Source organism: Nonomuraea dietziae (assembly GCF_014195505.1).
Lineage (GTDB): Bacteria > Actinomycetota > Actinomycetes > Streptosporangiales > Streptosporangiaceae > Nonomuraea > Nonomuraea roseola.
On the sequence record NZ_JACIBV010000001.1, the window covers coordinates 8,249,692 to 8,274,815 of the forward strand.

The 25,124-nt window shown below is 70.9% G+C and carries 21 protein-coding genes; 17 read left to right on the plus strand and 4 right to left on the minus strand.

The window, feature by feature from the left end:
• Nucleotides 1-48: 48 nt before the first annotated feature.
• From argF to FHR33_RS39340, 4 genes are all read right to left on the minus strand, one after another.
• Nucleotides 49-1,053 (minus strand): ornithine carbamoyltransferase, encoded by a 1,005-nt coding sequence (argF, locus tag FHR33_RS39325; RefSeq protein WP_183658949.1) that lies wholly within the window; start codon nt 1,051-1,053, stop codon nt 49-51.
• A gap of 2 nt (nt 1,054-1,055) precedes the next feature.
• Nucleotides 1,056-2,285 (minus strand): arginine deiminase, encoded by a 1,230-nt coding sequence (locus tag FHR33_RS39330; RefSeq protein ID WP_183658951.1) that lies wholly within the window; start codon nt 2,283-2,285, stop codon nt 1,056-1,058.
• A 16-nt stretch (nt 2,286-2,301) separates the two neighbouring features.
• Nucleotides 2,302-3,699, minus strand: a complete 1,398-nt coding sequence (locus FHR33_RS39335) for an amino acid permease (protein WP_183658953.1) — start codon at nt 3,697-3,699, stop codon at nt 2,302-2,304.
• A 79-nt stretch (nt 3,700-3,778) separates the two neighbouring features.
• On the minus strand, nt 3,779-4,000 hold the full coding sequence (locus FHR33_RS39340) for a DUF3040 domain-containing protein (RefSeq protein ID WP_183658955.1): 222 nt from the start codon (nt 3,998-4,000) through the stop codon (nt 3,779-3,781).
• 316 nt (nt 4,001-4,316) lie between these two features.
• Between FHR33_RS39340 and pyrR the strand changes: the two genes are divergently transcribed.
• From pyrR to FHR33_RS39425, 17 genes are all read left to right on the plus strand, one after another.
• Nucleotides 4,317-4,850 carry a bifunctional pyr operon transcriptional regulator/uracil phosphoribosyltransferase PyrR gene (pyrR, locus tag FHR33_RS39345; RefSeq protein ID WP_183658957.1) on the plus strand — a complete coding sequence of 178 codons (534 nt, stop codon included), beginning with the start codon at nt 4,317-4,319 and terminating at the stop codon, nt 4,848-4,850.
• On the plus strand, nt 4,847-5,761 hold the full coding sequence (locus FHR33_RS39350; protein WP_183658959.1) for an aspartate carbamoyltransferase catalytic subunit: 915 nt from the start codon (nt 4,847-4,849) through the stop codon (nt 5,759-5,761). Before pyrR ends, FHR33_RS39350 begins: the two co-directional genes overlap by 4 nt.
• Nucleotides 5,761-7,089 (plus strand): dihydroorotase, encoded by a 1,329-nt coding sequence (locus FHR33_RS39355; RefSeq protein ID WP_183658961.1) that lies wholly within the window; start codon nt 5,761-5,763, stop codon nt 7,087-7,089. Before FHR33_RS39350 ends, FHR33_RS39355 begins: the two co-directional genes overlap by 1 nt.
• Nucleotides 7,086-8,192 (plus strand): glutamine-hydrolyzing carbamoyl-phosphate synthase small subunit, encoded by a 1,107-nt coding sequence (gene carA / locus FHR33_RS39360; protein ID WP_183658963.1) that lies wholly within the window; start codon nt 7,086-7,088, stop codon nt 8,190-8,192. The genes FHR33_RS39355 and carA overlap by 4 nt, the downstream gene beginning before the upstream one ends.
• Nucleotides 8,179-11,466: a carbamoyl-phosphate synthase large subunit gene (carB, locus tag FHR33_RS39365; RefSeq protein ID WP_183658965.1), complete on the plus strand. Its 3,288-nt coding sequence runs from the start codon at nt 8,179-8,181 to the stop codon at nt 11,464-11,466. The genes carA and carB overlap by 14 nt, the downstream gene beginning before the upstream one ends.
• Before the next feature lie 6 nt (nt 11,467-11,472).
• Entirely contained in the window at nt 11,473-12,339 is an 867-nt protein-coding gene (locus tag FHR33_RS39370; RefSeq protein WP_221242423.1) for a dihydroorotate dehydrogenase electron transfer subunit, read from the plus strand.
• The gene (locus FHR33_RS39375; RefSeq protein ID WP_183658969.1) at nt 12,329-13,297 is read left to right on the plus strand and encodes a dihydroorotate dehydrogenase; all 969 of its coding nucleotides are present in this window, start codon (nt 12,329-12,331) and stop codon (nt 13,295-13,297) included. The genes FHR33_RS39370 and FHR33_RS39375 overlap by 11 nt, the downstream gene beginning before the upstream one ends.
• Entirely contained in the window at nt 13,294-13,983 is a 690-nt protein-coding gene (pyrF, locus tag FHR33_RS39380; RefSeq protein ID WP_183658971.1) for an orotidine-5'-phosphate decarboxylase, read from the plus strand. The genes FHR33_RS39375 and pyrF overlap by 4 nt, the downstream gene beginning before the upstream one ends.
• A 302-nt stretch (nt 13,984-14,285) precedes the next feature.
• Complete coding sequence (gene mihF, locus FHR33_RS39385) at nt 14,286-14,609, plus strand: integration host factor, actinobacterial type (protein ID WP_183658973.1); 324 nt, start codon at nt 14,286-14,288, stop codon at nt 14,607-14,609.
• A 136-nt stretch (nt 14,610-14,745) separates the two neighbouring features.
• On the plus strand, nt 14,746-15,282 hold the full coding sequence (gene gmk / locus FHR33_RS39390) for a guanylate kinase (protein ID WP_183660562.1): 537 nt from the start codon (nt 14,746-14,748) through the stop codon (nt 15,280-15,282).
• A gap of 24 nt (nt 15,283-15,306) precedes the next feature.
• Complete coding sequence (gene rpoZ / locus FHR33_RS39395) at nt 15,307-15,576, plus strand: DNA-directed RNA polymerase subunit omega (protein WP_183658975.1); 270 nt, start codon at nt 15,307-15,309, stop codon at nt 15,574-15,576.
• Between the two features lie 7 nt (nt 15,577-15,583).
• A complete protein-coding gene (gene coaBC, locus FHR33_RS39400) occupies nt 15,584-16,831 on the plus strand; it encodes a bifunctional phosphopantothenoylcysteine decarboxylase/phosphopantothenate--cysteine ligase CoaBC (protein ID WP_183658977.1) in 1,248 nt (415 codons plus the stop codon).
• A gap of 216 nt (nt 16,832-17,047) precedes the next feature.
• Nucleotides 17,048-17,314, plus strand: coding sequence for a hypothetical protein (locus FHR33_RS51060; protein ID WP_312895930.1), 267 nt, complete (start codon nt 17,048-17,050; stop codon nt 17,312-17,314).
• A 129-nt stretch (nt 17,315-17,443) separates the two neighbouring features.
• Nucleotides 17,444-18,631, plus strand: coding sequence for a methionine adenosyltransferase (metK, locus tag FHR33_RS39410; protein ID WP_183658981.1), 1,188 nt, complete (start codon nt 17,444-17,446; stop codon nt 18,629-18,631).
• Between the two features lie 240 nt (nt 18,632-18,871).
• Nucleotides 18,872-21,139: an ATP-binding protein gene (locus tag FHR33_RS52970; RefSeq protein WP_183658983.1), complete on the plus strand. Its 2,268-nt coding sequence runs from the start codon at nt 18,872-18,874 to the stop codon at nt 21,137-21,139.
• Nucleotides 21,140-21,344: 205 nt separating this feature from the next.
• Nucleotides 21,345-22,607: an ATP-binding protein gene (locus tag FHR33_RS39420; protein WP_183658984.1), complete on the plus strand. Its 1,263-nt coding sequence runs from the start codon at nt 21,345-21,347 to the stop codon at nt 22,605-22,607.
• A gap of 304 nt (nt 22,608-22,911) precedes the next feature.
• On the plus strand, nt 22,912-25,098 hold the full coding sequence (locus FHR33_RS39425) for a primosomal protein N' (protein ID WP_183658986.1): 2,187 nt from the start codon (nt 22,912-22,914) through the stop codon (nt 25,096-25,098).
• The last annotated feature ends 26 nt before the right edge of the window (nt 25,099-25,124 follow it).

Sequence of the window (25,124 nt, forward strand, 5' to 3'; positions counted from 1 at the left end):
GCGGGTGCCTTGATGGTGTTCGCCCGGAGGGCGCGGAATGTGCGCATGTCAGTCTCCGAGGGTGGCGACCATGATGGCCTTGATCGTGTGCAGGCGGTTCTCGGCCTCGTCGAAGACGATGGAGCGTGGCGACTCGAAGACGCTCTCGGTGATCTCCAGGGCGTCCAGCCCGGTCTTCTCGTAGATGTCCTCGCCGACCTTCGTCTCCCTGTTGTGGAAGGCGGGCAGGCAGTGCATCACCTTGACCTTGGCGTTCCCCGTCGCCTTCACGACCTTGTCGTTGATCTGGTACGGCTTCAGCAGCGTGATCCGCTCGTCCCAGACCTCCTTCGGCTCGCCCATCGACACCCACACGTCGGTGTAGAGGTAGTCGACGCCCCTGACCCCCTTGCCCACGTCGTCGGTGATCGTCACCGTCGCGCCGGTCTGCTTGGCCAGGTCCTTGGCGGGCTTGACGACCAGCTTGGGGTCGGGCTGCAGCGCCTTGGGCGCCACCAGGCGCACGTCCATGCCGAACATCGCCCCGGTGACCAGCAGCGAGTTGCCCATGTTGTTGCGGGCGTCGCCGAGGTAGGCGAAGGAGATCTCGTGCAGCGGCTTGTCGCTGTGCTCCTGCATGGTGAGCATGTCGGCCAGCATCTGCGTCGGGTGCCACTCGTCGGTCAGGCCGTTCCACACCGGCACGCCCGAGTAGGCGGCCAGCTCCTCGACGTACTCCTGCCTGGAGCCGCGGTACTCGATGCCGTCGAACATCCTGCCGAGCACGCGCGCGGTGTCCTTGACCGACTCCTTGTGGCCCATCTGTGAGCCGCTCGGGTCGAGGTAGGTGACGTGCGCGCCCTGGTCGTGGGCGGCGACCTCGAAGGCGCAGCGGGTGCGCGTGGAGGTCTTCTCGAAGATGAGCGCGATGTTCTTGCCCCTGAGCCGCTGCCGCTCGACGCCGGCGTACTTGGCCTGCTTGAGGTCGGCCGACAGCCTGAGCAGGAAGGCGAACTCCTCGGGCGTGAAGTCGAGCTCCTTCAGGAAGCTCCTGTTGCGGAGGTTGAAGCCCATGGTCAGATGCCCTCCCTCTCGAGCGGGCAGCTCATGCAGCGAGGGCCGCCCCTGCCGCGGCCGAGCTCGCTGCCGCGGATGGTGATGACCTCGATGCCGTTGTCGCGCAGGAAGTTGTTCGTGGTGGTGTTGCGCTCGTAGGCGACGACGACGCCGGGCTCGACGGCCAGGACGTTGCAGCCGTCGTCCCACTGCTCCCGCTCGGCGGCGTAGACGTCCTGCGTGGCGGTCAGCACCTTGATGTCGTCGAGGTCGAGTGACCTGGCGATCGCCTTGTGCATGTCCTCGGCGGGGTGGTCGGTGACCTTGAGCTCCTTCTCGTTGTCACCGGGCTCGATGGTGTACGAGGGCAGCATGCCGAGGCCGGCGTACTTGGTGAACACGCCGACGTCGACCATGGTCATGACGGTGTCGAGGTGCATGAAGGCGCGCGCCTTCGGCATGTTGAGCGCCACGATCTTCTTGGCCGCGCCCTTGGCGAACAGGTTGCGCGCGAGCATCTCCACCGCCTGCGGCTGGGTGCGCTCGCTCATGCCGATCAGCACCGAGCCGCGCCCGATGACCAGGACGTCGCCGCCCTCCATGGTGGCGGGCGCGACCTTGGTGCCGGGCATCCACACCTCGAACCTGCCGGCCTCGGCCGCGAAGATCGGGTGGTAGGTGTAGATCGCCTCGAAGTTGACGGTCTCGGCCTGCCTGGCCTTCTTCTTCATCGCGTTGATGGACACCCCGCCGTAGATCCAGCAGGAGGTGTCGCGGGTGAACAGGTGGTTGGGCAGCGGCGGCAGGACGAAGTCGTGGTCGTCGAGCACGTGGAAGGCGACGCTCTTGGGGTCGGCGCCCCGCTCCATGATCTCGGCCTTGGTGATGCCGCCGGTGAGGAACTGCTGCAGGTCCCTGGAAGGGAGCGCGTCGAGCGTGTTGCGGACGGCGTCGGTGGCCAGCGGGCCGTGCCAGCGCTCGTCGACGACGTGGTCGAGGATGTGCTTGCGCGCCTCGGGGATGTCGAGCGTCTCCCGCAGCAGGTCGGCCAGCATGTAGACGGTGATGCCCCGGTCCCTGAGGGTCTGCTGCCACTCCTCGTGCTCCTCGACCGCGCGCTGCACCCACAGCACGTCGTCGAAGAGGAAGGCGTCCTTGTTGGTCGGCGTGAGCCGCTTCAGCGCCAGTTCTGGCTTGTGCAGCAGGACCTTGGAGAGCTTGCCCACTTCGGAATCGACATGAAAGGTCATAACCAGTCTTCCTTTCCTAGACCTGCGGGCCGTACTCGCCTCGCTTGGCCTTCACCCAGATGTAGACGGGCACACCCACCAGGAGCATCAGCGTGCCGCCGAGCACCGCGTCGGAGCCGGAGCCGTATGCCATCCAGAACGCGAACACCAGCGCGATCACGCTGATGACGATGTCGCGCGTCAGCCGCCTCTTGTCGACCACGCGAGCCCCCGTGACCAGCCAGTACAGCTGGGCGGCGGCGGAGAAGAAGTAGGGGATGACGGTGGTGAAGGAGGCCAGCAGCACGATCGTGTTGAAGGCGTTCTCCGAGGCGTAGGCCACCAGCAGCATCACCGAGGTGAGGATCGTCCCCGCGAGGATGCCCGCGAGGGGCGCGCCGCGCCGCGACTCCCTGGCGAACATCGCGGGGAACATCCCGTCCCTGGCCGCGGCCATGGGCATCTCCGCCACCAGCATGGTCCAGCCGTTGAGCGCGCCGATGCCGGAGATGATGGCGCAGGCGGCCATGAGCACGCCCCCCGCCGAGCCGCCGAACATGTTGTTGAGCGCGTCGGCGAACGGCGCCGAGGACTCCAGCAGCCGCGCGTGCGGGACGGTGCCCATGACCGCGACGGTGCTCAGCATGTACAGGGCCGCGCAGGCGAGGACGCCGATGATGCTGGCCCTGCCGATGTTGCGGGCCGGGTCCTTGATCTTCTCGGCGGCGATGGAGACGCTCTCCACGCCGGAGTAGATGAACAGCGCGACCGCGCCGGCCATGGACAGCGCCCCGACCCAGTTGCCGTCGGTGGCGTTGAAGGGGCCGAAGTTGGCGCCCTGGACGAAGAACAGGCCCACCACGGCGACGAACAGCAGCGGCGCGAACTTCAGGATCGTGGTGACCAGCTGGAAGGCCGCCATGTTCCTGGCGCCGAGCATGTTGACCACCGCGGGGATCCAGAGGCCGATCAGCGCGATCACGATCGCGGCGGCCGTGCCGCTCCAGTCGAGGCCGACGACCTGCTGGGCGAAATACTGGACGTAGCCGACCCACGCCACCGCGATGGCGGCGTTGCCGATCCACGCCGTCAGCCAGAACGACCAGGCGTTCCAGAAGCCGGCGAACTCGCCGAAGGCGTTGCGCGCGTAGGCGTAGGGTCCGCCGCCGGCGGGAATCCTGGCGCCCAGCTTGCCGAAGACCATCGCCATCGCGATGGCGCCGACGGTCACCGCCGCCATCGCGACCAGGCTGACCGTGCCGAATGCGGCGAGGGAGGCGGGCAGCAGGAAGATGCCCGTGCCGACGACGTTGCCGATGACGAGCGCGACGGCCGCGCCGAGGCCGAGGCTGCGGCCATGGACGGGGACGATCCCCGCGATCTCGGATTCGGCGCTGTCGAGGCCGACGTCAGCCGGCCGTCGCGGTTCCCCCATAGCGCCCCCCGACGCAGAAATCCCCCGAGTCATACGACATCGGGTGACCTCCCCTACGCGGAGAGTGCCAAAACGCCGTTCAGGCCTGTGGCGAGCCGGAGAGGATCAGCACGACGGCGAACAGCGCGAGGCAGACCGCGATCAGGGCCGCGGGCCACGCGTCCCATCGACCAGCGATGCGCTCGGCCGTCACAGGGCCCTTGCCGTGCTCGGAGAAGCTGCGCGCGAGCGCCGGATCGTCCGCGGCGAACTGGCGCGCGATGCCGTCGAGGACCTGGCGCTCGCGCTCGGACAGGGCCATGCTGCAAACCTCCCCAAGAAAGACTTGGAGGAGTTTTTATCTCTTTTGTCCGCTTTTGCAAAATCGCTCAGCCGTGCTTCAGCGCACTCGGTGATCCCAGGGGTGAGCCCCGACCGTCTCGCGTCGTCGGCCTGCCGGTCAGCCGCTCCACGAGCTCGTGGGCGTTCTCCGTGGCCGACCTCATCGCCGTACGACGGGCGGCGTGACGCAGGAGTGGCCCCGGCGTATCGCTGCTGGTAGCTGCTGGTAATGTGACTGCGACCCAACACCCTTTAAGACCCGTCCTGTGAGGCGGGAAAGGTGGTGAGCTACACCCATGTCCGAACCAAGGGCCGTTCTCGAAGGCCCGGACATCCACCGGGCGCTGACCCGCATCGCGCACGAGATCCTCGAGCGCACCAAGGGCGCCGACGGCGTCGTCCTCCTCGGCATCCCGACCCGTGGCGCCACTCTCGCCGCCAGGCTCGCCGAGCGCATCGAGCAGTTCGAAGACGTGAAGGTCCCCGTCGGCTCGATCGACATCACGATGTACCGCGACGACCTCAGGCTGCGCCCCGCGCGCCCGCTCGGCCGTACCGACCTGCCCGCCGACGGCATCGACGGCAGGACCGTCGTCCTCGTCGACGACGTGCTCTTCTCGGGACGCTCGGTCCGCGCCGCGCTCGACGCGCTCAACGACCTCGGCAGGCCCACGGCCGTGCAACTGGCCATCCTGGTCGACAGGGGCCACCGCGAGCTGCCCATCAGGGCCGACTACGTGGGCAAGAACCTCCCGACCTCCAAGAGCGAGAAGGTCAAGGTCTACCTGGAGGAGACCGACGGGCGCGACGCAGTGGAGCTGATCAAGTGAACAGGCATCTCATCTCGGCGGCCGACCTCACCAAGGACGACGCGCTGCTGATCCTCGACACCGCCGAGGAACTGGCCCGCGTCTCGGAACGCTCCATCAAGAAGCTGCCGACGCTGCGCGGCCGTACGGTGGTCAACCTGTTCTTCGAGGACTCCACCCGCACCCGCATCTCCTTCGAGGCGGCGGCCAAGCGCCTGTCGGCCGACGTCATCAACTTCTCCGCCAAGGGCTCGAGCGTCTCCAAGGGCGAGTCGCTCAAGGACACCGCGCTGACCCTCGAGGCGATGGGCGCCGACGCCGTCGTCATCCGCCACGGCGCCTCGGGCGCTCCGCACCGCCTGGCCAACTGGGTGCGCGGCAGCGTCGTCAACGCGGGCGACGGCACCCACGAGCACCCCACGCAGGCGCTGCTCGACGCCTTCTCCATGCGCCGCCGCCTGGGCAACCTCGAGGGGCGCAAGGTCACCATCGTCGGCGACGTGCTGCACAGCCGCGTCGCCCGCTCCAACGTGCTGCTGCTGGCCACACTCGGCGCCGACGTGACCCTGGTCGCGCCGCCGACGCTGCTGCCGGTCTCGATCGGCACCTGGCCGTGCGAGGTCTCCTACGACCTCGACTCGGTGCTGCCCAAGTCCGACGTCGTGATGATGCTGCGGGTGCAGAAGGAGCGGATGAACGCCGCCTACTTCCCCAGCGAGCGCGAGTACTCCCGCCGCTACGGCCTCGACCGCGACAGGTTCGCCAAGATGCCCGACGACGCCATCGTCATGCACCCGGGCCCGATGAACAGGGGCATGGAGATCGCCGCCGAGGTGGCGGACTCGCCGCGCTCGACGATCGTCGAGCAGGTCGCCAACGGCGTGACCATCCGCATGGCCGTCCTGTACCTGCTGCTCGGGGGAGAGATCTGATGCTGATCAAGAACGTTCGCATCCTGGGCGGCGAGCCCGTCGACATCGCCGTGGTCAACGGCCTCATCGCGGAGATCCGGCCCGCCGGGTCCGCGGGCACCCGGCACGACGGCGACGACACGGCCGAGGCAGGGCTTCCCGAGGTCGTCGAAGGGCGGGGCGCGATCGCCCTGCCCGGCCTGGTCGACCTGCACACCCACCTGCGCGAGCCGGGCCGCGAAGACGCCGAGACCGTGCAGACCGGCACCCAGTCGGCCGCCCGCGGCGGCTACACCGCCGTCCACGCCATGGCCAACACCATGCCGGTCGCCGACACCGCGGGCGTCGTCGAGCAGGTCTGGCGGCTCGGCCAGGAGTTCGGCCACTGCGACGTGCAGCCGGTCGGCGCCGTCACCGTCGGGCTGGAGGGCAAACAGCTGGCCGAGCTCGGCGCGATGGCTGACTCGGCCGCCCGCGTGCGCGTCTTCTCCGACGACGGCAGGTGCGTCGACGACGCCGTGCTCATGCGCAGGGCGCTCGAGTACGTCAAGGCCTTCGACGGCGTCGTCGCCCAGCACGCCCAGGAGCCCAAGCTCACCAAGGACGCCCAGATGAACGAGGGCGTCATCTCCGGCAGGCTCGGCCTGTCCGGCTGGCCCGCGGTGGCCGAGGAGGCGATCATCGCCCGCGACTGCCTGCTGGCCGCGCACGTCGGCTCGCGCCTGCACGTCTGCCACGTCTCCACGGCGGGCTCGGTGGAGATCATCCGCTGGGCCAAGTCCAAGGGCTGGAACGTCACCGCCGAGGTGACCCCGCACCACCTGCTGCTCACCGACGAACTGGTCGAGGAGTCGCCCAACGGCTCCTACAACCCGATCTACAAGGTCAACCCGCCGTTGCGTACCCGCGCCGACGTCGAGGCGCTGCGCTCGGCCCTGGCCGACGGCACGATCGACGTGGTGGCCACCGACCACGCGCCGCACCCGGTCGAGGACAAGGAGACCGAGTGGGCCGCGGCGGCCATGGGCATGGTCGGCCTCGAGACCGCGCTCAGCGTCGTCCAGGAGGCCATGGTCGACACCGGCCTGCTCGACTGGGCGGGCGTCGCCGAGCGCATGTCCGCCGCCCCCGCGCGCATCGGCCGCCTGCCCGGGCACGGCCGGCCGCTCGAGGTCGGCGCCCCCGCCAACATCGTGCTCTACGACCCCACCGCGCGCGCCGAGGTGGATCCCTCCTCCTTCGCCTCCAAGAGCCGCAACACCCCCTACGAGGGCATGACCCTCCCCGGCAGGGTGCTGGCGACGTTCCTGCGTGGCAGGCCAACCGTTCTCGAAGGGAAGCTCGCTTGAGTAACGCCGTCCTTGTCTTGGAAGACGGCCGTGTCTTCCACGGAATCCCGTACGGCGCCGAGGGCGAGACGTTCGGTGAGATGGTCTTCAACACCGGCATGACCGGCTACCAGGAGACCCTCACCGACCCGTCCTACCATCGCCAGATCGTCGCCATGACCGCCCCGCACATCGGCAACACCGGCGTCAACGACGAGGACCCCGAGTCCTCGAAGGTCTGGGTCGCCGGATACGTCGTGCGCGAGCCGTCCAGGGTGGTCTCCAACTGGCGGGCCAACCGCTCCCTCGACGACTACCTCAAGGAGCAGGGGGTCGTCGGCATCGCGATCACCGGCACCCGCGCGCTGACCCGCCACCTGCGCGAGCGTGGCGCCATGCGCGCGGGCATCTTCACCGCTCCCTCCGAGCCGGTGGAGGCCCTCGTCGAGCGCGTGCGGCGCTCACCGGCCATGGAGGGCGCCGACCTGGCCGCCGAGGTGGCCACGCGGGAGCCCTACGTGGTGCCCGCCATCGGCGAGAAGCGCTTCACCGTCGCCGCCGTCGACCTGGGCATCAAGGGCATGACCCCGCACCGCATGGCCGAGCGCGGCTGCGAGGTGCACGTCCTGCCGGCCACCGCGAGCTTCGAGGACGTCATGGCCGTCGCGCCCGACGGCGTCTTCTTCTCCAACGGCCCGGGCGACCCCGCCACCGCAGACGTCACGACGCTGCGCGAGGTGCTCGGGGCGGGGATCCCGTTCTTCGGCATCTGCTTCGGCAACCAGCTGTTCGGCCGCGCCCTCGGCCTGCCGACCTACAAGCTGCGCTACGGCCACCGCGGCGTCAACCAGCCCGTCCAGGACGTCCGCACGGGCAAGGTCGAGATCTCGGCGCACAACCACGGCTTCGCCGTCCAGGCGCCGCTCGGCGAGCCCTTCGACACGCCGTACGGCCGCGCGGAGGTCAGCCACGTCAACCTCAACGACCAGTGCGTCGAGGGGCTGCGGCTGCTCGACGGGCGCGCCTTCAGCGTGCAGTACCACCCCGAGGCGGCCGCCGGCCCGCACGACGCCGCCTACCTTTTTGACGAGTTCTGTGAGGTCATGAGCCGTGCCCAAGCGTGAGGACATCAGGTCGATCCTGGTCATCGGCTCAGGACCGATCGTCATCGGGCAGGCGTGCGAGTTCGACTACTCGGGCACCCAGGCCTGCCGCGTGCTGCGCGCCGAGGGCTTCAGGGTGATCCTGGTCAACAGCAACCCTGCCACGATCATGACCGACCCCGAGTTCGCCGACGCCACCTACGTCGAGCCGATCACCCCCGAGTTCGTCGAGAAGATCATCGCCAAGGAGCGCCCCGACGCGCTGCTGCCCACCCTGGGCGGGCAGACCGCGCTCAACACCGCGGTCGCCCTGCACGAGGCTGGCGTGCTCGAGCGCTACGACGTCGAGCTGATCGGCGCCGACTTCGACGCCATCCAGGCGGGCGAGAACCGCGAGCGCTTCAAAGAGATCGTCGCCAAGGTCGCGCGCGAGCAGGGTCTCAACGCCGAGTCGGCCAGGTCCGTGGTGTGCCACACCATGGACGAGTGCGTGGCGGCGGCCGGCGAGCTGGGCTACCCGCTGGTCGTGCGCCCCTCCTTCACCATGGGCGGCGTCGGCTCGGGCTTCGCCTACGACGAGGACGACCTGCGCCGCATCGCGGGCGCGGGCCTCGACGCCTCGCCGACCACCGAGGTGCTCCTCGAGGAGTCGATCCTCGGCTGGAAGGAGTACGAGCTCGAGGTCATGCGCGACAAGGCCGACAACGTCGTCATCGTCTGCTCCATCGAGAACATCGACCCGATGGGCGTGCACACCGGCGACAGCGTGACCGTGGCCCCCGCGCTCACCCTGACCGACCGCGAGTACCAGAACATGCGCGACGTGGCCATCGCGGTCATCCGCGAGGTCGGCGTCGACACCGGCGGCTGCAACATCCAGTTCGCGGTCAACCCGAGCTCGGGCCGCATGATCGTCATCGAGATGAACCCGCGCGTGTCGCGCTCCTCGGCGCTGGCCTCCAAGGCGACGGGCTTCCCCATCGCCAAGATCGCGGCCAAGCTGGCGATCGGCTACACGCTCGACGAGATCCCGAACGACATCACTAAGGAGACCCCCGCCTCCTTCGAGCCGACCCTCGACTACATCGTGGTCAAGGTGCCGAGGTTCGCCTTCGAGAAGTTCCGCGGCGCCGACCAGACGCTCACCACGCACATGAAGTCGGTGGGCGAGGCCATGGCGATCGGCCGCTCCTTCCCCGAGGCGCTGCAGAAGGCGCTGCGGTCGCTGGAGAAGAAGGGCTCGTCCTTCTCGTGGGCGGGGCACGTCGCGCCCAAGCAGGAGCTGCTCGACGACTGCCGCACCCCTCACGACGGCAGGCTGCGCACCATGCAGCAGGCCATCAGGGCGGGCGCCACGGCCGAGGAGCTGTTCGACTCGACCAACATCGACCCGTGGTTCATCGACCAGCTCATGCTGCTCGACGAGGAGGCCCGCGCGCTCGGCGAGGCGCCCGAGTTGACCCGCGAGGCGCTGGAGCGGGCCAAGCACCTCGGCTTCTCCGACGCCCAGATCGGCGAGATCCGCAGCATGGACGAGACGCGGGTGCGCGACCTGCGCCACGCGCTCGGCCTGCGCCCGGTCTACAACACCGTCGACACCTGCGCGGCGGAGTTCGCGGCCAAGACGCCCTACCTCTACTCCACCTACGACGAGGAGAGCGAGGTCCCCCACGGCGACAGGCCCAAGGTCCTCATCCTCGGCAGCGGGCCCAACCGCATCGGCCAGGGCATCGAGTTCGACTACGCCTGCGTGCACGCCTCCTTCGAGCTGTCCAGGGCCGGGTTCGAGACCGTCATGGTCAACTGCAACCCCGAGACGGTCTCGACCGACTACGACACCTCCGACCGGCTCTACTTCGAGCCGCTCACGCTCGAGGACGTCCTCGAGGTCGTCCACGCCGAGCAGCAGACCGGGCCCGTCGTGGGCGTCATCGTGCAGCTCGGCGGCCAGACACCCCTCGGCCTGGCCCAGGCGTTGAAGGACGCGGGCGTGCCCGTGGTCGGCACCTCGCCCGAGTCCATCCACCTCGCGGAGGAGCGCGGCGCGTTCGGCCGCGTGCTGGCGGAGGCCGGGCTGCCCGCGCCCAAGCACGGCACGGCCCTGACCGTCGCCGAGGCGCTGGCCATCGCCGACGAGATCGGCTACCCGGTCCTGGTGCGCCCCTCCTACGTCCTCGGCGGCGCCGGCATGGCCATCGTCTACGACGACGAGACGCTGACCACCTACATGGCGGCCCAGGAGGGCGGGCACCCCGTCCTGGTCGACAAGTTCCTCGACGAGGCCATCGAGATCGACGTCGACGCCCTGTTCGACGGCGAGGAGCTCTACCTCGGCGGCGTGATGGAGCACATCGAGGAGGCGGGCATCCACTCGGGCGACTCGGCCTGCGCGCTGCCGCCGATCACCCTCGGCGGCAACGACATCAAGCGCATCCGCGCCGCCACCGAGGGCATCGCCAGGGGCGTCGGCGTCCGCGGCCTGCTCAACGTGCAGTACGCGATGGCGGCGGGCGTGCTCTACGTCCTGGAGGCCAACCCGAGGGCCAGCCGTACGGTGCCCTTCGTCTCCAAGGCGACGGCGGTGCCGCTGGCGAAGGCCGCGGCCCGCGTCATGATGGGGGCCACGGTCGCCGAGCTGAGGGCCGAGGGCATGCTGCCCGCGACGGGCGACGGCGGCACGCTGCCGCTCGACGCCTCGATCGCGGTCAAGGAGGCGGTGCTGCCGTTCAACCGCTTCCGCGGCGTCGACATCGTGCTCGGCCCCGAGATGCGCTCGACGGGCGAGGTCATGGGCATCGACGAGTTCTTCGGCATCGCCTACGCCAAGTCCCAGGCGGGCGCCTACGGCGAACTGCCCACCAAGGGCAGGGCCTTCGTCTCGGTGGCCAACAGGGACAAGCGCTCGATGATCTTCCCGGTGCGCGCGCTCGCCGATCTCGGCTTCGAGATTCTCGCCACGGAGGGCACCGCGGAGGTGCTGCGCCGCAACGGAGTCCATGCCAAGATCGTGCGAAAGCAGAGCGAGGGAACGGGACCCGACGGTGAGCCGACGATCGTGCAGCGCATCCTGGACGGCGAGGTGGACCTGATCGTCAACACGCCGTTCGGCAGCCCGGGCCAGTCCGGGCCCCGCCTCGACGGCTACGACATCCGCACCGCGGCCGTGCTGCGCGGCATCCCGTGCATCACGACGGTCCAGGGACTCGCCGCGGCGGCGGCGGGCATCCAGGCCATCGTGCGGGGCGATGTGGGCGTACGGTCCCTTCAGGAGCACGCACGAGCCCTGCGGGGGTGATCGAGTCTGGCCGGGACTCCGGTGCAGGTGACGGGCACGGTGCTGACGACGCGCCGGGTCGACGCCTACCATGCGCTGACCGTCGTGGCGCCCGGCGTCGCCGAGAGGTTCAGGCCAGGCCACTTCGTCTCGGTCGCCGTCGGGGGCCCGCGCACCTCGATGGTGACCAGGCGCGCCCTGTCCATCCATGACGTCAAGCCCGACTACGGCGGCACGGTGGAGCTGGTCTTCACCGCCAAGGGCCCCGGCACGTCATGGCTGGCCGAGCGGCGCGCCCGCGACACCCTCGACCTGGTGGGGCCGCTGGGGCGGCCCTTCCCGCTGCCCCGCGACCCGGCCAGCTGCGTCCTGGTCGGCGCCGAGTACGGCGCGGCCGCCCTGTTCCCTCTCGCCGACGCGCTGATGGAACGCGGCTGTCGCATCGACTTCGCGCTCGGCGCGGCCTCGGCCGACAGGGTCTTCGGCGCGATGCGGGCCCGCAGGATGGCCGAGACGACCACGCTCACCACCGAGGACGGCTCGCTCGGCCTGCGCGGCAGCGTGACCGACGTGCTGCCCTCCGTCATCGCCGACACGCGCGCCGACGTCATCTACGCCTGCGGGCCGATGGAGACGCTGCGCGCGGTCACCGCGGTGGCGATCGAGTTCGACATCCCCGTCCAGGTGGCGGTGGAGGAGTCGATGGCCTGCGGCATCGGGGTCTGCATGACCTGCGTGCTGCCCGTCATCGGCGACGACGGCGTGACCAGGATGGTGCGCGCCTGCGTGGAGGGTCCTGTCTTCAGGGGGGAACGAGTGCGGTTCGAGGACGTCGGAACGATCCCGTTCGACGCGCTCGGGGCCCCGGGCGGCGGAGCGCGCAATGTCGGTTGACATGCGCACCTTCCTCGCCCATGTCGAGCTGGCCAACCCCGTCACCACGGCGGCCGGGTGCGCGGGCTCGGGACGCGAGCTGGCCCAGTTCTTCGACCTGCACCGCCTCGGCGCGCTGGTGACCAGGTCGATCACCATGGCCCCGCGCGCGGGCAGGCCGACGCCCAGGATGGCCGAGACACCCTCCGGGATGCTCAACGCGGTCGGACTGCAGGGCCCCGGCATCGACGCCTTCCTCGAGCGCGAGCTGCCGTGGCTGGCCCAGCGCGGCATCAGGACCGTCGTCTCCGTCGGCGGCGGCACCGTCGCCGAGTACTCCGCGCTGGCCCGCCGCCTGACCGACGCGCCGGGCGTGACCGCCGTCGAGGTCAACCTCGCCTGCCCCAACATCGAGGACAGAGGCCGCGTCTTCGCCCGCGACGGGGGAGCGGCGGCCGAGGTGATCGCCTCGGTCCGCTCGGTCATGCGCTACGACGTGCCTGTCGTCGCCAAGCTCTCACCCGACGTGGCCGACGTCGTGGCCGTCGCCCGCGCCTGCGTGGACGCGGGAGCCGACGCCCTATCCATGATCAACAATCCGCTCGGCATGAGCATCGACGTGGACGCGCTCAGGCCCACGCTCGCCGCGGGCACCGGCGGCCTGTCAGGGCCCGCGATCCTGCCGCTGGCGGTCAGGTGCGTCTGGCAGGTCCACGCCGCCATCCCCGGCGTGCCCATCGTGGGCGTCGGCGGCGTGACGAGCGGGCACGACGCCCTCCAGCTCATCCTGGCGGGCGCATGCGTCGTCGGGGTGGGCACCGCGCTCTTCCACGACCCCTACGCCTGCCTGCGCATCGAGCGCGAGCTCGAGGAGCTGCTGCAGGCCAAGGGCTTCCACCGCCTGGCCGACGCCGTCGGCCTGGCCCACCGGCCCACCGCAAGACATCTGCTCGTCGACTCGGAGGAGAGTTCCCTGTGACGCCCGCACCCATCGCCGTCGCCCTGGACGCACCTGATCTGGAGACCGCGGCCCGCTGGGCTTCGCTGGTGACCCCGCACGTGAGCACCGTCAAGGTCGGCCTGGAGCTGTACCTGCGCTACGGACCCGACGTGATCGCCTCCGTGCGCGGCGCCAGCGGGGTGCGGGTCTTCCTCGACCTCAAGCTGCACGACATCCCGAACACCGTCGCAGGGGCCACAAGGGCCGTAGCGCGCCTGCGGCCCGCCATCCTGACCGTGCACGCGGCGGGGGGCCCCGCGATGATCCAGGCGGCCGTGGAGGCCGCTCCACACACCAAGATCGCGGCGGTGACCGTCCTCACGTCGCTGTCGGCGGCCGATCTGGCCGCCATCGGCGTCGAGGGCACCCCCGAGGACGCCGTGCGGCGGATGGCGGTGATGTCGGTGGAGGCGGGCGCGACGGCTCTGGTGTGCTCGCCCCACGAGGTCGCCGCGGTGCGGGCGGCGGTGGGGCCCTCCATCACGCTGATCACTCCGGGAGTGCGCCCCGCGGGGGCCGACAGCCAGGACCAGGCGCGGGTGGCCACACCCGAGCAGGCGCTGGCCGACGGCGCGGACCTGCTCGTCATCGGCCGCCCCATCACGGCCTCTCCCGACCCCGGTGCGACCGCTGCCTCCATTGCGGCCTCTCTACGGCGTTCATGACCGTTCGTCCGGTACGGCGGGCGCGCTCGAAGCCCCTCTCCAGCAGGCTTTCGGCCGCCCGTTTCCACCTCTCCGGACGGGGTTCTGTGATCATGATCGCATTCCGGTGATCTCGCTTGACGAACGGCGAGAACCGGGAAGTGAGGGCGATTTGATCTACACAGCGTGGTTTCGTGATCACGGAAAGTGCTGAACTGGACTTTGTCACCACAGAAACTGCTCTTGACGTTGCTAAGGACGCGTTGACCAGCTAGTTTCCCTTCCCGTCCGAGTACATCGACAGAAATTCGAGGTGACCCGGCGTGGCTCTTCCTCCCCTGACCCCTGAGCAGCGCGCCGCAGCCCTGGAGAAGGCTGCCAAGGCCCGTAAGGAGCGTGCCGAGGTCAAGAACCGGCTCAAGCACGGCGCGGTTTCTCTGGCTGAGGTGCTCAAGGATGGGCAGACAGACGACGTCATCGGCAAGATGAAGGTGTCGGCTCTGTTGGAGTCGCTCCCCGGCGTGGGCAAGGTCCGCGCCAAGCAGCTGATGGAGCGGCACGCTATTGCCGAGTCCCGCCGCGTGCGGGGTCTCGGTGCGAACCAGAGGGCTGCCCTCGAGCGCGAGTTCGGTGGCAACGAGGGCTAACCTCGGTACCACAGAAAAGCGCAGGTTCGACGGGGGTAACGAAGTGACCGACAGGTCCTGGTCCGATGGTGATGGCACGGATCGCGGTGGTTTCGTTCCCCCGGGTGGTGGCTCTCACGAGCGCGCCACCCGGCGGCTGACGGTCCTTTCCGGGCCGTCGGGCGTCGGCAAGTCCACGGTCGTCGCCGAGCTCCGGCGGGCACACCCAGAGGTGTGGCTGTCGGTCTCGGTGACCACCAGGAAGCCCCGTCCGGGCGAGACCCACGGCGTGGAGTACTTCTTCGTCGACGACGAGGGCTTCGACAGGCTCATCGCCTCCGGCGAGCTGCTGGAGTGGGCCGAGTTCGCGGGAAACAGGTACGGCACGCCACGGCAGGCCGTCATCGACAAGCTCGCCCAGAACGTGCCCACGGTGCTGGAGATCGACCTCCAGGGCGCCAGGCAGGTGCGGGAGAGCATGCCAGAGGCGTTGCTGGTCTTCCTCGCCCCTCCCTCGTGGGAGGAGCTGGAGAAGCGGCTGCGAGGCCGCGGCACCGAACCCGAGGACGTCATCGCCCGCCGCCTCGAGGCGGGCAGGGTCGAGATGGCGGCCGAGAAGGAGTTCGATACCACGCTGGTCAACACGAACGTCCAGGACGTATGCCACAGGCTGATAGCCTTGATGACTGCATAGCATTCCGACGAGAGGTCTGACAACGTGGCAGGCATCGCCCCCACGACCGAGGGCATCACCAACCCCTCGATCGACTCGCTGCTCGACATCGTCGACAGCAAGTACTCACTGGTGATCATGGGCGCCAAGCGGGCCCGCCAGATCAACGCCTACTACTCCCAGCTCGGCGAGGGCCTGCTGGAGTACGTCGGTCCCCTGGTCGAGACCCACGCCCAGGAGAAGCCCCTGTCCATCGCGCTTCGCGAGGTCTCCGAGGGCCTGCTCAACGCCGAGCCCATCGAAGGCGCGGTCTGACCCTTCCATGAGGGTCGTCCTGGGCGTCAGCGCGGGCATCGCCGCCTACAAGGCCTGCGAGCTCCTGCGCCTGTTCACCGAGTCGGGTCACGAGGTGCGGGTCGTTCCGACCCGCGACGCGCTGCGCTTCGTGGGCGAGCCCACGTGGGCGGCGCTGTCGGGCCACCCGGTGACCGTCGACGTCTGGGACGGCGTGCACGAGGTGCCCCATGTGCGGCTCGGCCAGCAGGCCGATCTCGTCGTGGTGGCGCCAGCGACCGCCGACGTGCTGGCCAAGGCGGCCCACGGGCTCGCCGGCGACCTGCTGACCACCACCCTGCTCACCGCTCGGTGCCCCGTGGTGTTCGCGCCCGCGATGCACACCGAGATGTGGGAGCACCCCGCGACCGTGGCCAACGTGGCCACCCTCCGCGAGCGGGGCTCCATCGTCATCGACCCCGCCGTCGGGCGCCTCACGGGCGTCGACACGGGGCCAGGACGGCTGCCCGACCCCGCGGAGATCTTCGAGATCTGCCGCACCGTCATGGCGGGCCGTCCGCGCGACCTCGAGGGGCGCAAGGTCGTCGTCTCGGCCGGCGGCACCCGCGAGGCCCTCGACCCGGTCCGCTTCCTCGGCAACCGCTCCTCGGGGCTGCAGGGCTACGCCCTCGCCCGTACGGCCGTCGCGCGGGGGGCCGAGGTCACCCTCGTCGCCGCCAACGTGTCACTGCCCGATCCTGCGGGCGCCAAGGTGGTCAGGGTCGAGTCCGCGCTCGAACTGCGCGAGGCCGTGCTGACCGCCTCGGCCGACGCCGACGCCGTCGTCATGGCGGCGGCCGTGGCCGACTTCAGGCCCGCGGTGCGGCGCGAGTCCAAGATCAAGAAGCGCGACGGCGAGCCCGAGCCGATCGAGCTGGTCAAGAACCCCGACATCCTCGCCGAGCTCGGCGAGCGCAGGCGCGCGGCCAGGCAGGCGGCGGGCGTGGGCTCCGTCCCGGGCCCTGGCGCCTCCTCGGGCGTGGGGGCGCCGCCGTACGTGATCGTGGGGTTCGCGGCCGAGACCGACGACGTGCTGGCCAACGGCCAGGCCAAGCTGGCCCGCAAGGGATGCGACCTGCTGGTCGTCAACCAGGTCGGCGAGGGGCTCGCGTTCGGCACCCCCGACAACGCCGCCACCGTGCTCGTCGCGGGCGGCTCCCCTGTGGAGGTGCCGCGCGGTCCCAAGGAGGACCTCGCCGACACCGTGTGGGGCCTGGTGGCCGCCCGCCTCGTCTGAGGCGCCCGCCGCGACCGTTCAGGCAAGCGCGCTTTCGGCATGGGCGGTTACCTGATCAACCGTTGCGGCACCCCGTCTGCCTGCGGATACTGAGGGTCGGCGAGGGGGGATGCGATGCCGGTGACGTCGGCTGTCAGAGATCGCTGCCGGGCTCTGTTGCGTCAGGGGGAGGAGATCCGCTATGTCTTTCCCGCGCTGTCCATAGGCCCGCCCGGCGTGGCCAACTTTTTGATCGTCGTGACCGACAGGTCCGTCTCCGTCCTGGCCACCAGGATGCTGAGGAGCGACCGTCCCGTCTCGCTCTACGCCGCCTTTCCCCGAGCGACCAGGCTGGGCCCCATCACCATGGCGCCGAGCCCCGTCATCCAGGTGGGGGAGATGTTCTTCGAGTTCGACGAGGAGTACGCCGCCGTCGTGGCCGCGGCCGACGCGGAGGTGTTCGACCCCGAGTTGCTGCCCCTGGATCCGCTCCCTGAGCTCTGACAAGGGGCACAATGAGAGCAGTTTCGCGGCGCGCAGGCATGTAGGGCTACACTTCGGCGATGGCCCTGGCGTGTCCTACCCGCCCGAGCCGCACATCCGTCAGCAGCCGCTGCATGAGGAGCCACTGAGTTGTCACGTCGCCTGTTCACCTCCGAGTCGGTCACAGAAGGCCACCCGGACAAGATCGCCGACCAGATCAGTGACGCGATTCTCGACGCCATGCTCAAGGACGACCCCAAGAGCAGGGTCGCCGTCGAGACGCTGATCACTACCGGCCAGGTCCACGTCGCAGGCGAGGTGACGACCGAGACCTACGTCGACATCGCCGGCGTCATCCGCGAGAAGATCCTTGAGATCGGCTACGACGCCTCCCACAAGGGGTTCGACGGCGCCTCCTGCGGCGTGTCGGCCTCCATCGGCGCGCAGTCGCCCGACATCGCCCAGGGCGTCGACGACGCCTACGAGCACCGCGTCGACGGTGACATCGACGAGCTCGACCGTCAGGGCGCGGGCGACCAGGGCCTGATGTTCGGCTACGCCTGCCGCGAGACGCCCGAGCTGATGCCGCTGCCGATCACGCTGGCGCACCGGCTGGCCCGCCGCCTGTCCGAGGTGCGCAAGTCGGGCCTGGTGCCCTACCTGCGTCCCGACGGCAAGACCCAGGTCACCATCGAGTACGACGGCGACAAGCCCGTCCGCCTCGACACGGTCGTCGTCTCCACGCAACACGCCGCGGAGATCGACCTCAAGGAGATGCTGACCCCCGACATCAAGGAGCACGTGGTCGACCACGTGCTCGCCGGGCTCGACATCGACACCGACGGCTACCGCCTGCTGGTCAACCCGACGGGCCGCTTCGAGATCGGCGGCCCCATGGGCGACGCCGGCCTCACCGGACGCAAGATCATCGTCGACACCTACGGCGGCATGGCCCGTCACGGTGGCGGCGCCTTCTCCGGCAAGGACCCGTCCAAGGTCGACCGCTCGGCCGCCTACGCGATGCGCTGGGTCGCCAAGAACATCGTCGCCGCCGGTCTGGCCGACCGCGCCGAGGTCCAGGTCGCCTACGCCATCGGCAAGGCGCACCCGGTCGGCGTGTTCGTCGAGACCTTCGGCACCGAGAAGGTCGCCGTGGAGAAGATCCAGGAGGCCGTGACCCAGGTGTTCGACCTGCGTCCCGCCGCGATCATCCGCGACCTCGACCTGCTGCGCCCGATCTACTCCGAGACCGCCGCCTACGGCCACTTCGGCCGTGAGGGCTTCTCATGGGAGTCGACCGACCGCGCCGAGGCGCTGCGCACCGCCGCCGGTCTCTGACCCCTTCGCGTCAACGACAATGCCGCACTCCTGTGGAGTGCGGCATTGTCGCGTTCGGCGGGAGGAATCACGGTGATCTCTATAACGTGGCCTCCAGGCGGCCTCCAGCCGGCCGGGGAGGCCGCCCGTAGGTGAGATCGCGGATAGGCAGCTCGCCGGATGGGCAAGATCTTTGACCGTGAGCCTTTTACTCGTCGGCGGCACGGGCGTGCCGTCGTCACGCCGAGCGGGGACGGGTCCGTGACGTTCAGGCCCGCCCTGCCGCAGGAGACCACCAGCCTCGTCGGACGCAGGGCGGAGGTCGGGGCCGTACGGCGCGCCCTGCAGCGCGGCAGGCTCGTCACGCTGACGGGCGTCGCGGGCGGGGGCAAGACCAGGGTGGCGATCAGGGCGGCCAGGCTGACGCGCAGGGCCTTCGCCGACGGCGTCGTCTTCGTCAGCCTGTCGGGCCTCACCTCGGCCGAGAGCCTGGAGCACGCGCTCGCCCAGGCGATGGGGATCCACGAGATGGTCTCGCACAGCGGGGTGCGCCTGCTGGCGGGCCATCTGCGGCCGCGCAGGACACTGCTGGTGCTCGACGGCTGCGAGCACCTGCCGGAGGAGGTGTCCGCGCTGGCCCAGTCGCTGCTGGCGGCGGCGCCAGGGCTGCACATGCTGCTCACCAGCAGGCAGGTGCTGCGCGCGCCGGGCGAGCACACCGTGGAGGTGCGCCCGATGAGCGTGCCCTGCGCGGGCGCCTCGCTGGCGGAGGTGGCGGCCACCGAGTCGTACGCGCTGCTCGTCGAGCGGATGGCCGATCCCTCCTTCAGGCTGACCGAGCAGAACACGGCGCTGGTCTCGGGGCTGTGCCGCAGGCTGGAGGGCGTTCCGCTGGCCATCGAGCTGGCCGCGGTGCGGGCGCGGGTCATGCCGCTGGAGGAGATCCTGCGCACGATGGGAGGGCAGCCTGGCGGCTCGGTCATGGAGTCGGCCGCCGGCTGGAGCCACGATCTGTGCGGACCCGAGGAGCGGCTGCTGTGGCGGCGGCTCGCCGTCTTCGCCGGGCCCTTCGACCTCGCGGCGGCGGAGGCGGTGTGCTCGGGCGAGGGGCTGGCCGAGGAGGAGGTCTATCCCGCGCTCGCGGCGCTGGTCGACAGGTCGGTCGTCATCACCGAGCGGGACGAGGGCCGCGTCGCCTACAGGATGCTGGGCGGCGTCAGGCAGTTCGCGCTGGCCAGGATGTCGGCCGGCGAGCTCGGCGAGCTGCGGCGCCGGCACAGGGAGCACTACCTGGCCGTGGCCGTCAGGCTCGGGTGCGAGCAGAACTCCGTCAGCCGTCTGGCGACCTGGAGCACGGCCCGCGGGGAGTGGCCCAACTTCCGCGCGGCGATCGAGTCGTACGCCGCCGCCGAAGGACAGGTGGACAGCTGCGCGCGGATGCTGGTGGGGCTGTGGTTCCTCTGGCTGTACGCGGGGATGTCGAGGGAGGGCAGGAGCTATCTCGAACGCTTCCTGGCCACCAGCGGCATCGAGGGCTTCCCCCGGCTCGCGGCCCTGATGACGCTCACCCATATCAGGGTCGGGCAGGGCGACCTCGAAGCCGCGCGGCTCAGCCTGGCCGAGGCCGACCACCTGGTCGCCGCCCTCGAGGCAGCCGACGAGCAAGGGGAGCACCACGGCAGCCGCCGCCTGGAGATCGTGCGAGGGATGTACCACTTCGGGATGGGCGAGCTCGACGCGGCGGAGCAGGGGCTGAGGCGGGCGCTGAAGGCCATGACGGGCAGCCGCGACGTCGCCGCGGTCGAGGGGATCGTCACCCTCGGGCTGGTCCACGTGGCGCAGCTGCGCTTCGACGAGGCCGTGGACGTGCTGCGCAGGGCCCGCCGGCTCTGCGCCGAGCAGCGCGAGGACGTCATCGGCGCCTGGGCCGACCTCATCCTGGCGCTCGCGCTGCGTGGCAGGGGCGAGTACGCCGAGGCCATGCGCCTGGCCACCTCCGCGGTGCGCGCCCACGCGCGCATGCGCACCAACCATGCCACCGCCTTCGCCGTCGAGGTGGTGGGCTGGCTGGCCACCGACCTCGACGAGCACACCCGCGCCGCCATGCTGCTGAGCGCCACGGGCGGCCTGTGGAAGATCGAGGTGAGCGCCTTCTTCGGCTCGCGGCAGCTGGCCAGGGAGCACTCGGCCTGTGAGGATCGGCTGCGCGCCGCGCTCGGACCGCATTACGTCAGGGCGGCGGCCGCTGGGAAGGCCATGTCGGCGGCGGAGGTGGTCGCGTGCGCTCTGACGCTGTGCCCAGGCTCCTCCCGGCAGGAGGAGGACCATGGGCTGGCGCTGCTCACGCCGAGGGAGATCGACGTGGCCAGGCTGGTGGCCGACGGGCTGACCAACCGCGTCATCTCCCAGCGCCTGGTGATCGCCACCAGGACCGTCGACACCCACGTGGAGAACATCCTCAAGAAGCTCGGCTTCGCCGGGCGCAGCCAGATCGCCGCCTGGGTGATCAAGGAGCGCGGGCGCTCATGAGCCCGAACATCGTGATGGGAATAGGCACTTCTCCCGATGTTGCCAAGCGTGATGCCCTGAATACTCGTCGTGTCCGCACCTCGGGGGCCGCGGGGGCGGTTCGCGTCGATCGCGAACCAGGACGTTCGCGAGACGGACGGCCCGGCGGGCGGCTACGGGGGTGCCGGCCCGCCGGGCTCCAGGGTTCGCCGAAGGAGTGACCGAGATGACCACAGCGGGGAAGGGGAACCTGCCTGTCGAGTACACCAGCCTCGCAGGGCGGGCGGAGGAGATCGCCGAGGGGTTGCTCGGCCTGTCGGAGTCGCGTCTGGTCACCGTGACGGGGCCAGGAGGGGTGGGCAAGAGCAGGGTGGCGACCAGGGTCGCCCACGGGGCTCGCAGGCGCTTTCCCGACGGGGTGTGGTACGCCGAGCTCTCCCACGTGGCCGACGAACGCTCCCTGGTCGCCGCGGTGGCGGCGACCATGGGCAGGCCGGAGCTGACGACGGCGGAGGAGGTGGCCGACGCCTTCGCGGGATGGCGGGCCCTGCTGGTCCTCGACACCTGCGAGCACCTGATGGGCCCGGTGTCGAGGCTGGTCGAGGCGGTGCTGCGGGGGACGGGCAGGACGAAGGTGCTGGCCGTCAGCCGCGTGCTGCTGACCGTGCCGGGTCAGCGGGTGCTGACCGTCGGCCCGCTGCCCGAACAGCAGGCGCTCGCGCTGTTCGTCGAGCGGGCACGCGCCGTCGACCAGGGGTTCGAACTGATCGAGGCCACCCGCCCCTTCGCGGAGGAGATCTGCAGAAGCCTGGAAGGGGTCCCCCTGGCCATCGAGCTGGCCGCCGGCTGCCTGCGCTCGCTGCCGCTGGCCGAACTGCTGGAGCGGATGGACGACCGCTGGCCCGACCTGGCGGGCTCCAGCACGAACGTCCTGGCCCGCCAGCGCGACCTGCGCTCGCTGGTGGAGTGGAGCCACGCCCTGTGCGGCGCGGAGCAGCGGGTGCTGTGGGAGGCGCTGTCCGTGCTCAGCGGGAGCTTCCCCCTGGAGGTCGCCGAGGCGGCGGGCGCGGCGGCAGGCCTGCCGGAGGCGGACGTCGCCGCCGTGCTGTGCGACCTGGTCGACCACTCGGTCGTGCTCAGGGAGCCCACGGCCGACGGCATGCGCTACCGGCTGCTCGGCCTCTACCGGCGCGTGGGCCTGGCCCGCCTCGACGGCAGGGAGCGAGCCCCCCTCGACCGGACGCCTCCGCCGCCGCCACCCCCGCGCACGCCTCCCGCGCCGCGCGTGGCCCCGCTCAGCCCGAGGGAGGCGCAGGTCGCCACCCTCATCGCCGAGGGGCTGACCAATCTGCAGATCGCCAACAGGCTCGTGATCTCCAAGCGCACGGTGGACGCCCATGTTCGCAACATCCTCGCCAAGAGCAACCTGGCCTCCCGCACCCACGTGGCCGCCTGGGTGACCACCGAGGACACCTCGGTGCGGCTCTAGGCACTTCTCCCGATGCGGCGCCCGCCGACACTGTCCATGCTGGTGATGCCGGCGGGCGGCCGGGCGGTCCGCGGCGGCAATTCCTGCGTCGCCCCGCAGGCCGAAGCGCTTGCCGGGCGTCCCGCCGCTCGAGGCCGCCCGCTGGTCCACCGTGGAGGGAGAGGAGCTCCACACCTGGCGGAGGTCCACGTCAGCGGGCCGCGTGACACGGCCGGCGGCACCACGCGCCGGCTGCCCTTCGAAGAACGTGCCCTGGCGGCTCCGGCCTGACCGGCCGGTGCCCGGCATCTGGTAGACGTAGTCTGTGACCGACTCCGACGATGCCCTGCTGCCACTGGAGGCCGTACGGCCCGCGGAGAAGGCCAAGACCCTCGGCGCCCCCGTGGCCGCCGCCGACCTGCCGGTGGCCAGGGTCGTCGTCGACAACCCCCTCCCGCACCTCGACAGGCCCTTCGACTATCTGGTGCCCGAGCGGATGGACGCCGAGGCGCGTCCTGGCGTGCGGGTGAGGGTCCGCTTCGCCGGCAAGCTCGTCGACGGCTTCCTGCTGGAGCGGGTGGCGGGCAGCGACCACGGCGGCAGGCTGGCGGCGCTGGAGCGGGTGGTCTCGCCCGAGCCCGTGCTCACCCCCGAGATCGCGGGGCTGACCCGCGCGGTCGCCGACCGCTACGCGGGGACCATGGCCGACGTGCTGCGGCTGGCGGTTCCCCCCAGGCACGCCCGCGCCGAGTCCGACAAGAGCGCCCCCGCCCAGACCGAGCCCGCCCAGACCGAGCCCGGCATTACGGCGCCCGGCAGTACGGCGCCCGGCAGTACGGCGCCCGGTGGGACGGAGCAGGGCGGCGGGGAGCAGGGTGGCGCGGTGGCGGACGAGGGCCGGCCAGGGCGGACCGGCGAGGGCTCCGGCGCGTGGGAGGCCTACCCCATGGGGCCCTCCTTCCTCGATGCGCTGAGGGACGGCAGGCACCCCAGAGCCGTGTGGAGCGCGCTGCCGGGCAACACCGGCTGGGCGGTCCCCGTCGCCGAGGCCGTGCGCGCGACGCTCGAGGGCGGCAGGGCGGCGGTGGTCGTCGTCCCGGACGGCAAGGACGTCGTCATGGTGGACGAGGCGCTGACCGGGGCGCTGGGCGAGGGCAGGCACGTGGCCATCACCGCCGACCTCGGGCCCGCCGAGCGCTACCGCAGGTGGCTGCGGGCGCTGCGCGGTCAGGTGCGGGCGGTCGTGGGCACGAGGGCGGCGATGTTCGCCCCCGTCGAGAAGCTGGGCCTGGTCGTCATCTGGGACGACGGCGACGACCTGCACGCCGAACGCCTGTCCCCCTACCCGCACGCCAGGGAGGTGCTGGCGCTGCGCGCGCACAGGGCGGGCGCGGGCATGCTGATCGGCGGCTACTCCCGCACGGCCGAGGCCACGCAGCTGCTGGCCTCCGGCTGGGCGGGCCCGATCGTGGCCGACAGGGCCACCGTCAGAGCCGTCGCGCCGAGGGTGAAGCCCGCGGGAGAGGACGGCGAACTCGCCAAGGACCAGGCGGCCCGCGCCGCGCGGCTGCCCAGTGTGGCCTGGCGGGCGCTGAGGCTGGGCCTGGAGGACGGGCCGGTGCTCGTGCAGGTCCCGCGTCGCGGGTACCTGCCCTCGCTCGCCTGCCGTACGTGCAGGGCTCCGGCGCGGTGTGCGCACCCGCCGACCCGCGCGACGCTCACCGAGCAGCTGCTGTGCCACGGGCCGCTGGCGCTGAGGGGCGGGCACGCCGCCCCCTACTGCCGGTGGTGCGGGCGCATCGCGGGCGACTGGCGCTGCCCGTCCTGCGGCGACGGAAGGATCCGCGCCTCCGTGGTGGGCGCCCGCCGTACGGCGGAGGAGCTGGGGCGCGCCTTTCCCTCGGTGCCCGTGAAGACCTCGGGCCGCGACGGCGTGCTGGCCACGGTAGGGGAGGGGCGGGCGCTGGTGGTGGCCACGCCCGGCGCCGAGCCTGTCGCGGCGGGAGGCTACACGGCGGCGGTGCTGCTCGACGGGTGGGCGATGCTGGGCAGGGCCGATCTGAGGGCGGGGGAGGAGGCGGTGCGCCGCTGGATGAACGCCGCCGCCCTGCTCAGGCCCTCGGCCGAGCTGGTGGTGCTGGCCGACGCCGCGATGCCCGCCGTCCAGGCGTTGCTGCGCTGGGACCCGATCACGCACGCCGAGCGCGAGCTGGCCGACAGGAGGGAGCTGGGCTTCCCTCCCGCGGTGCGGATGGCGACGCTGACCGGTTCGCCCTCGGCCGTCAGAGAGATGCTCGGGGAGGTCAGGCTGCCCTCGCAGGCGCAGGTGCTCGGGCCCGTCCCCGTGGAGACGAGAAGGAGCGACGGCGAGCAGGAACGTGCCATGATCCGCGTGCCCAGGTCGGTGGGGCCTGAGTTGGCTCTCGCGCTGAAAGGGGCCACGGGGGTGCGTGCGGCGCGTAAGGCGCAGGATGTCGTGAGGGTAAGTGTTGACCCTCTCGACCTGATATAGCCCCTTTCCCCGATTCGCGCGGGCGT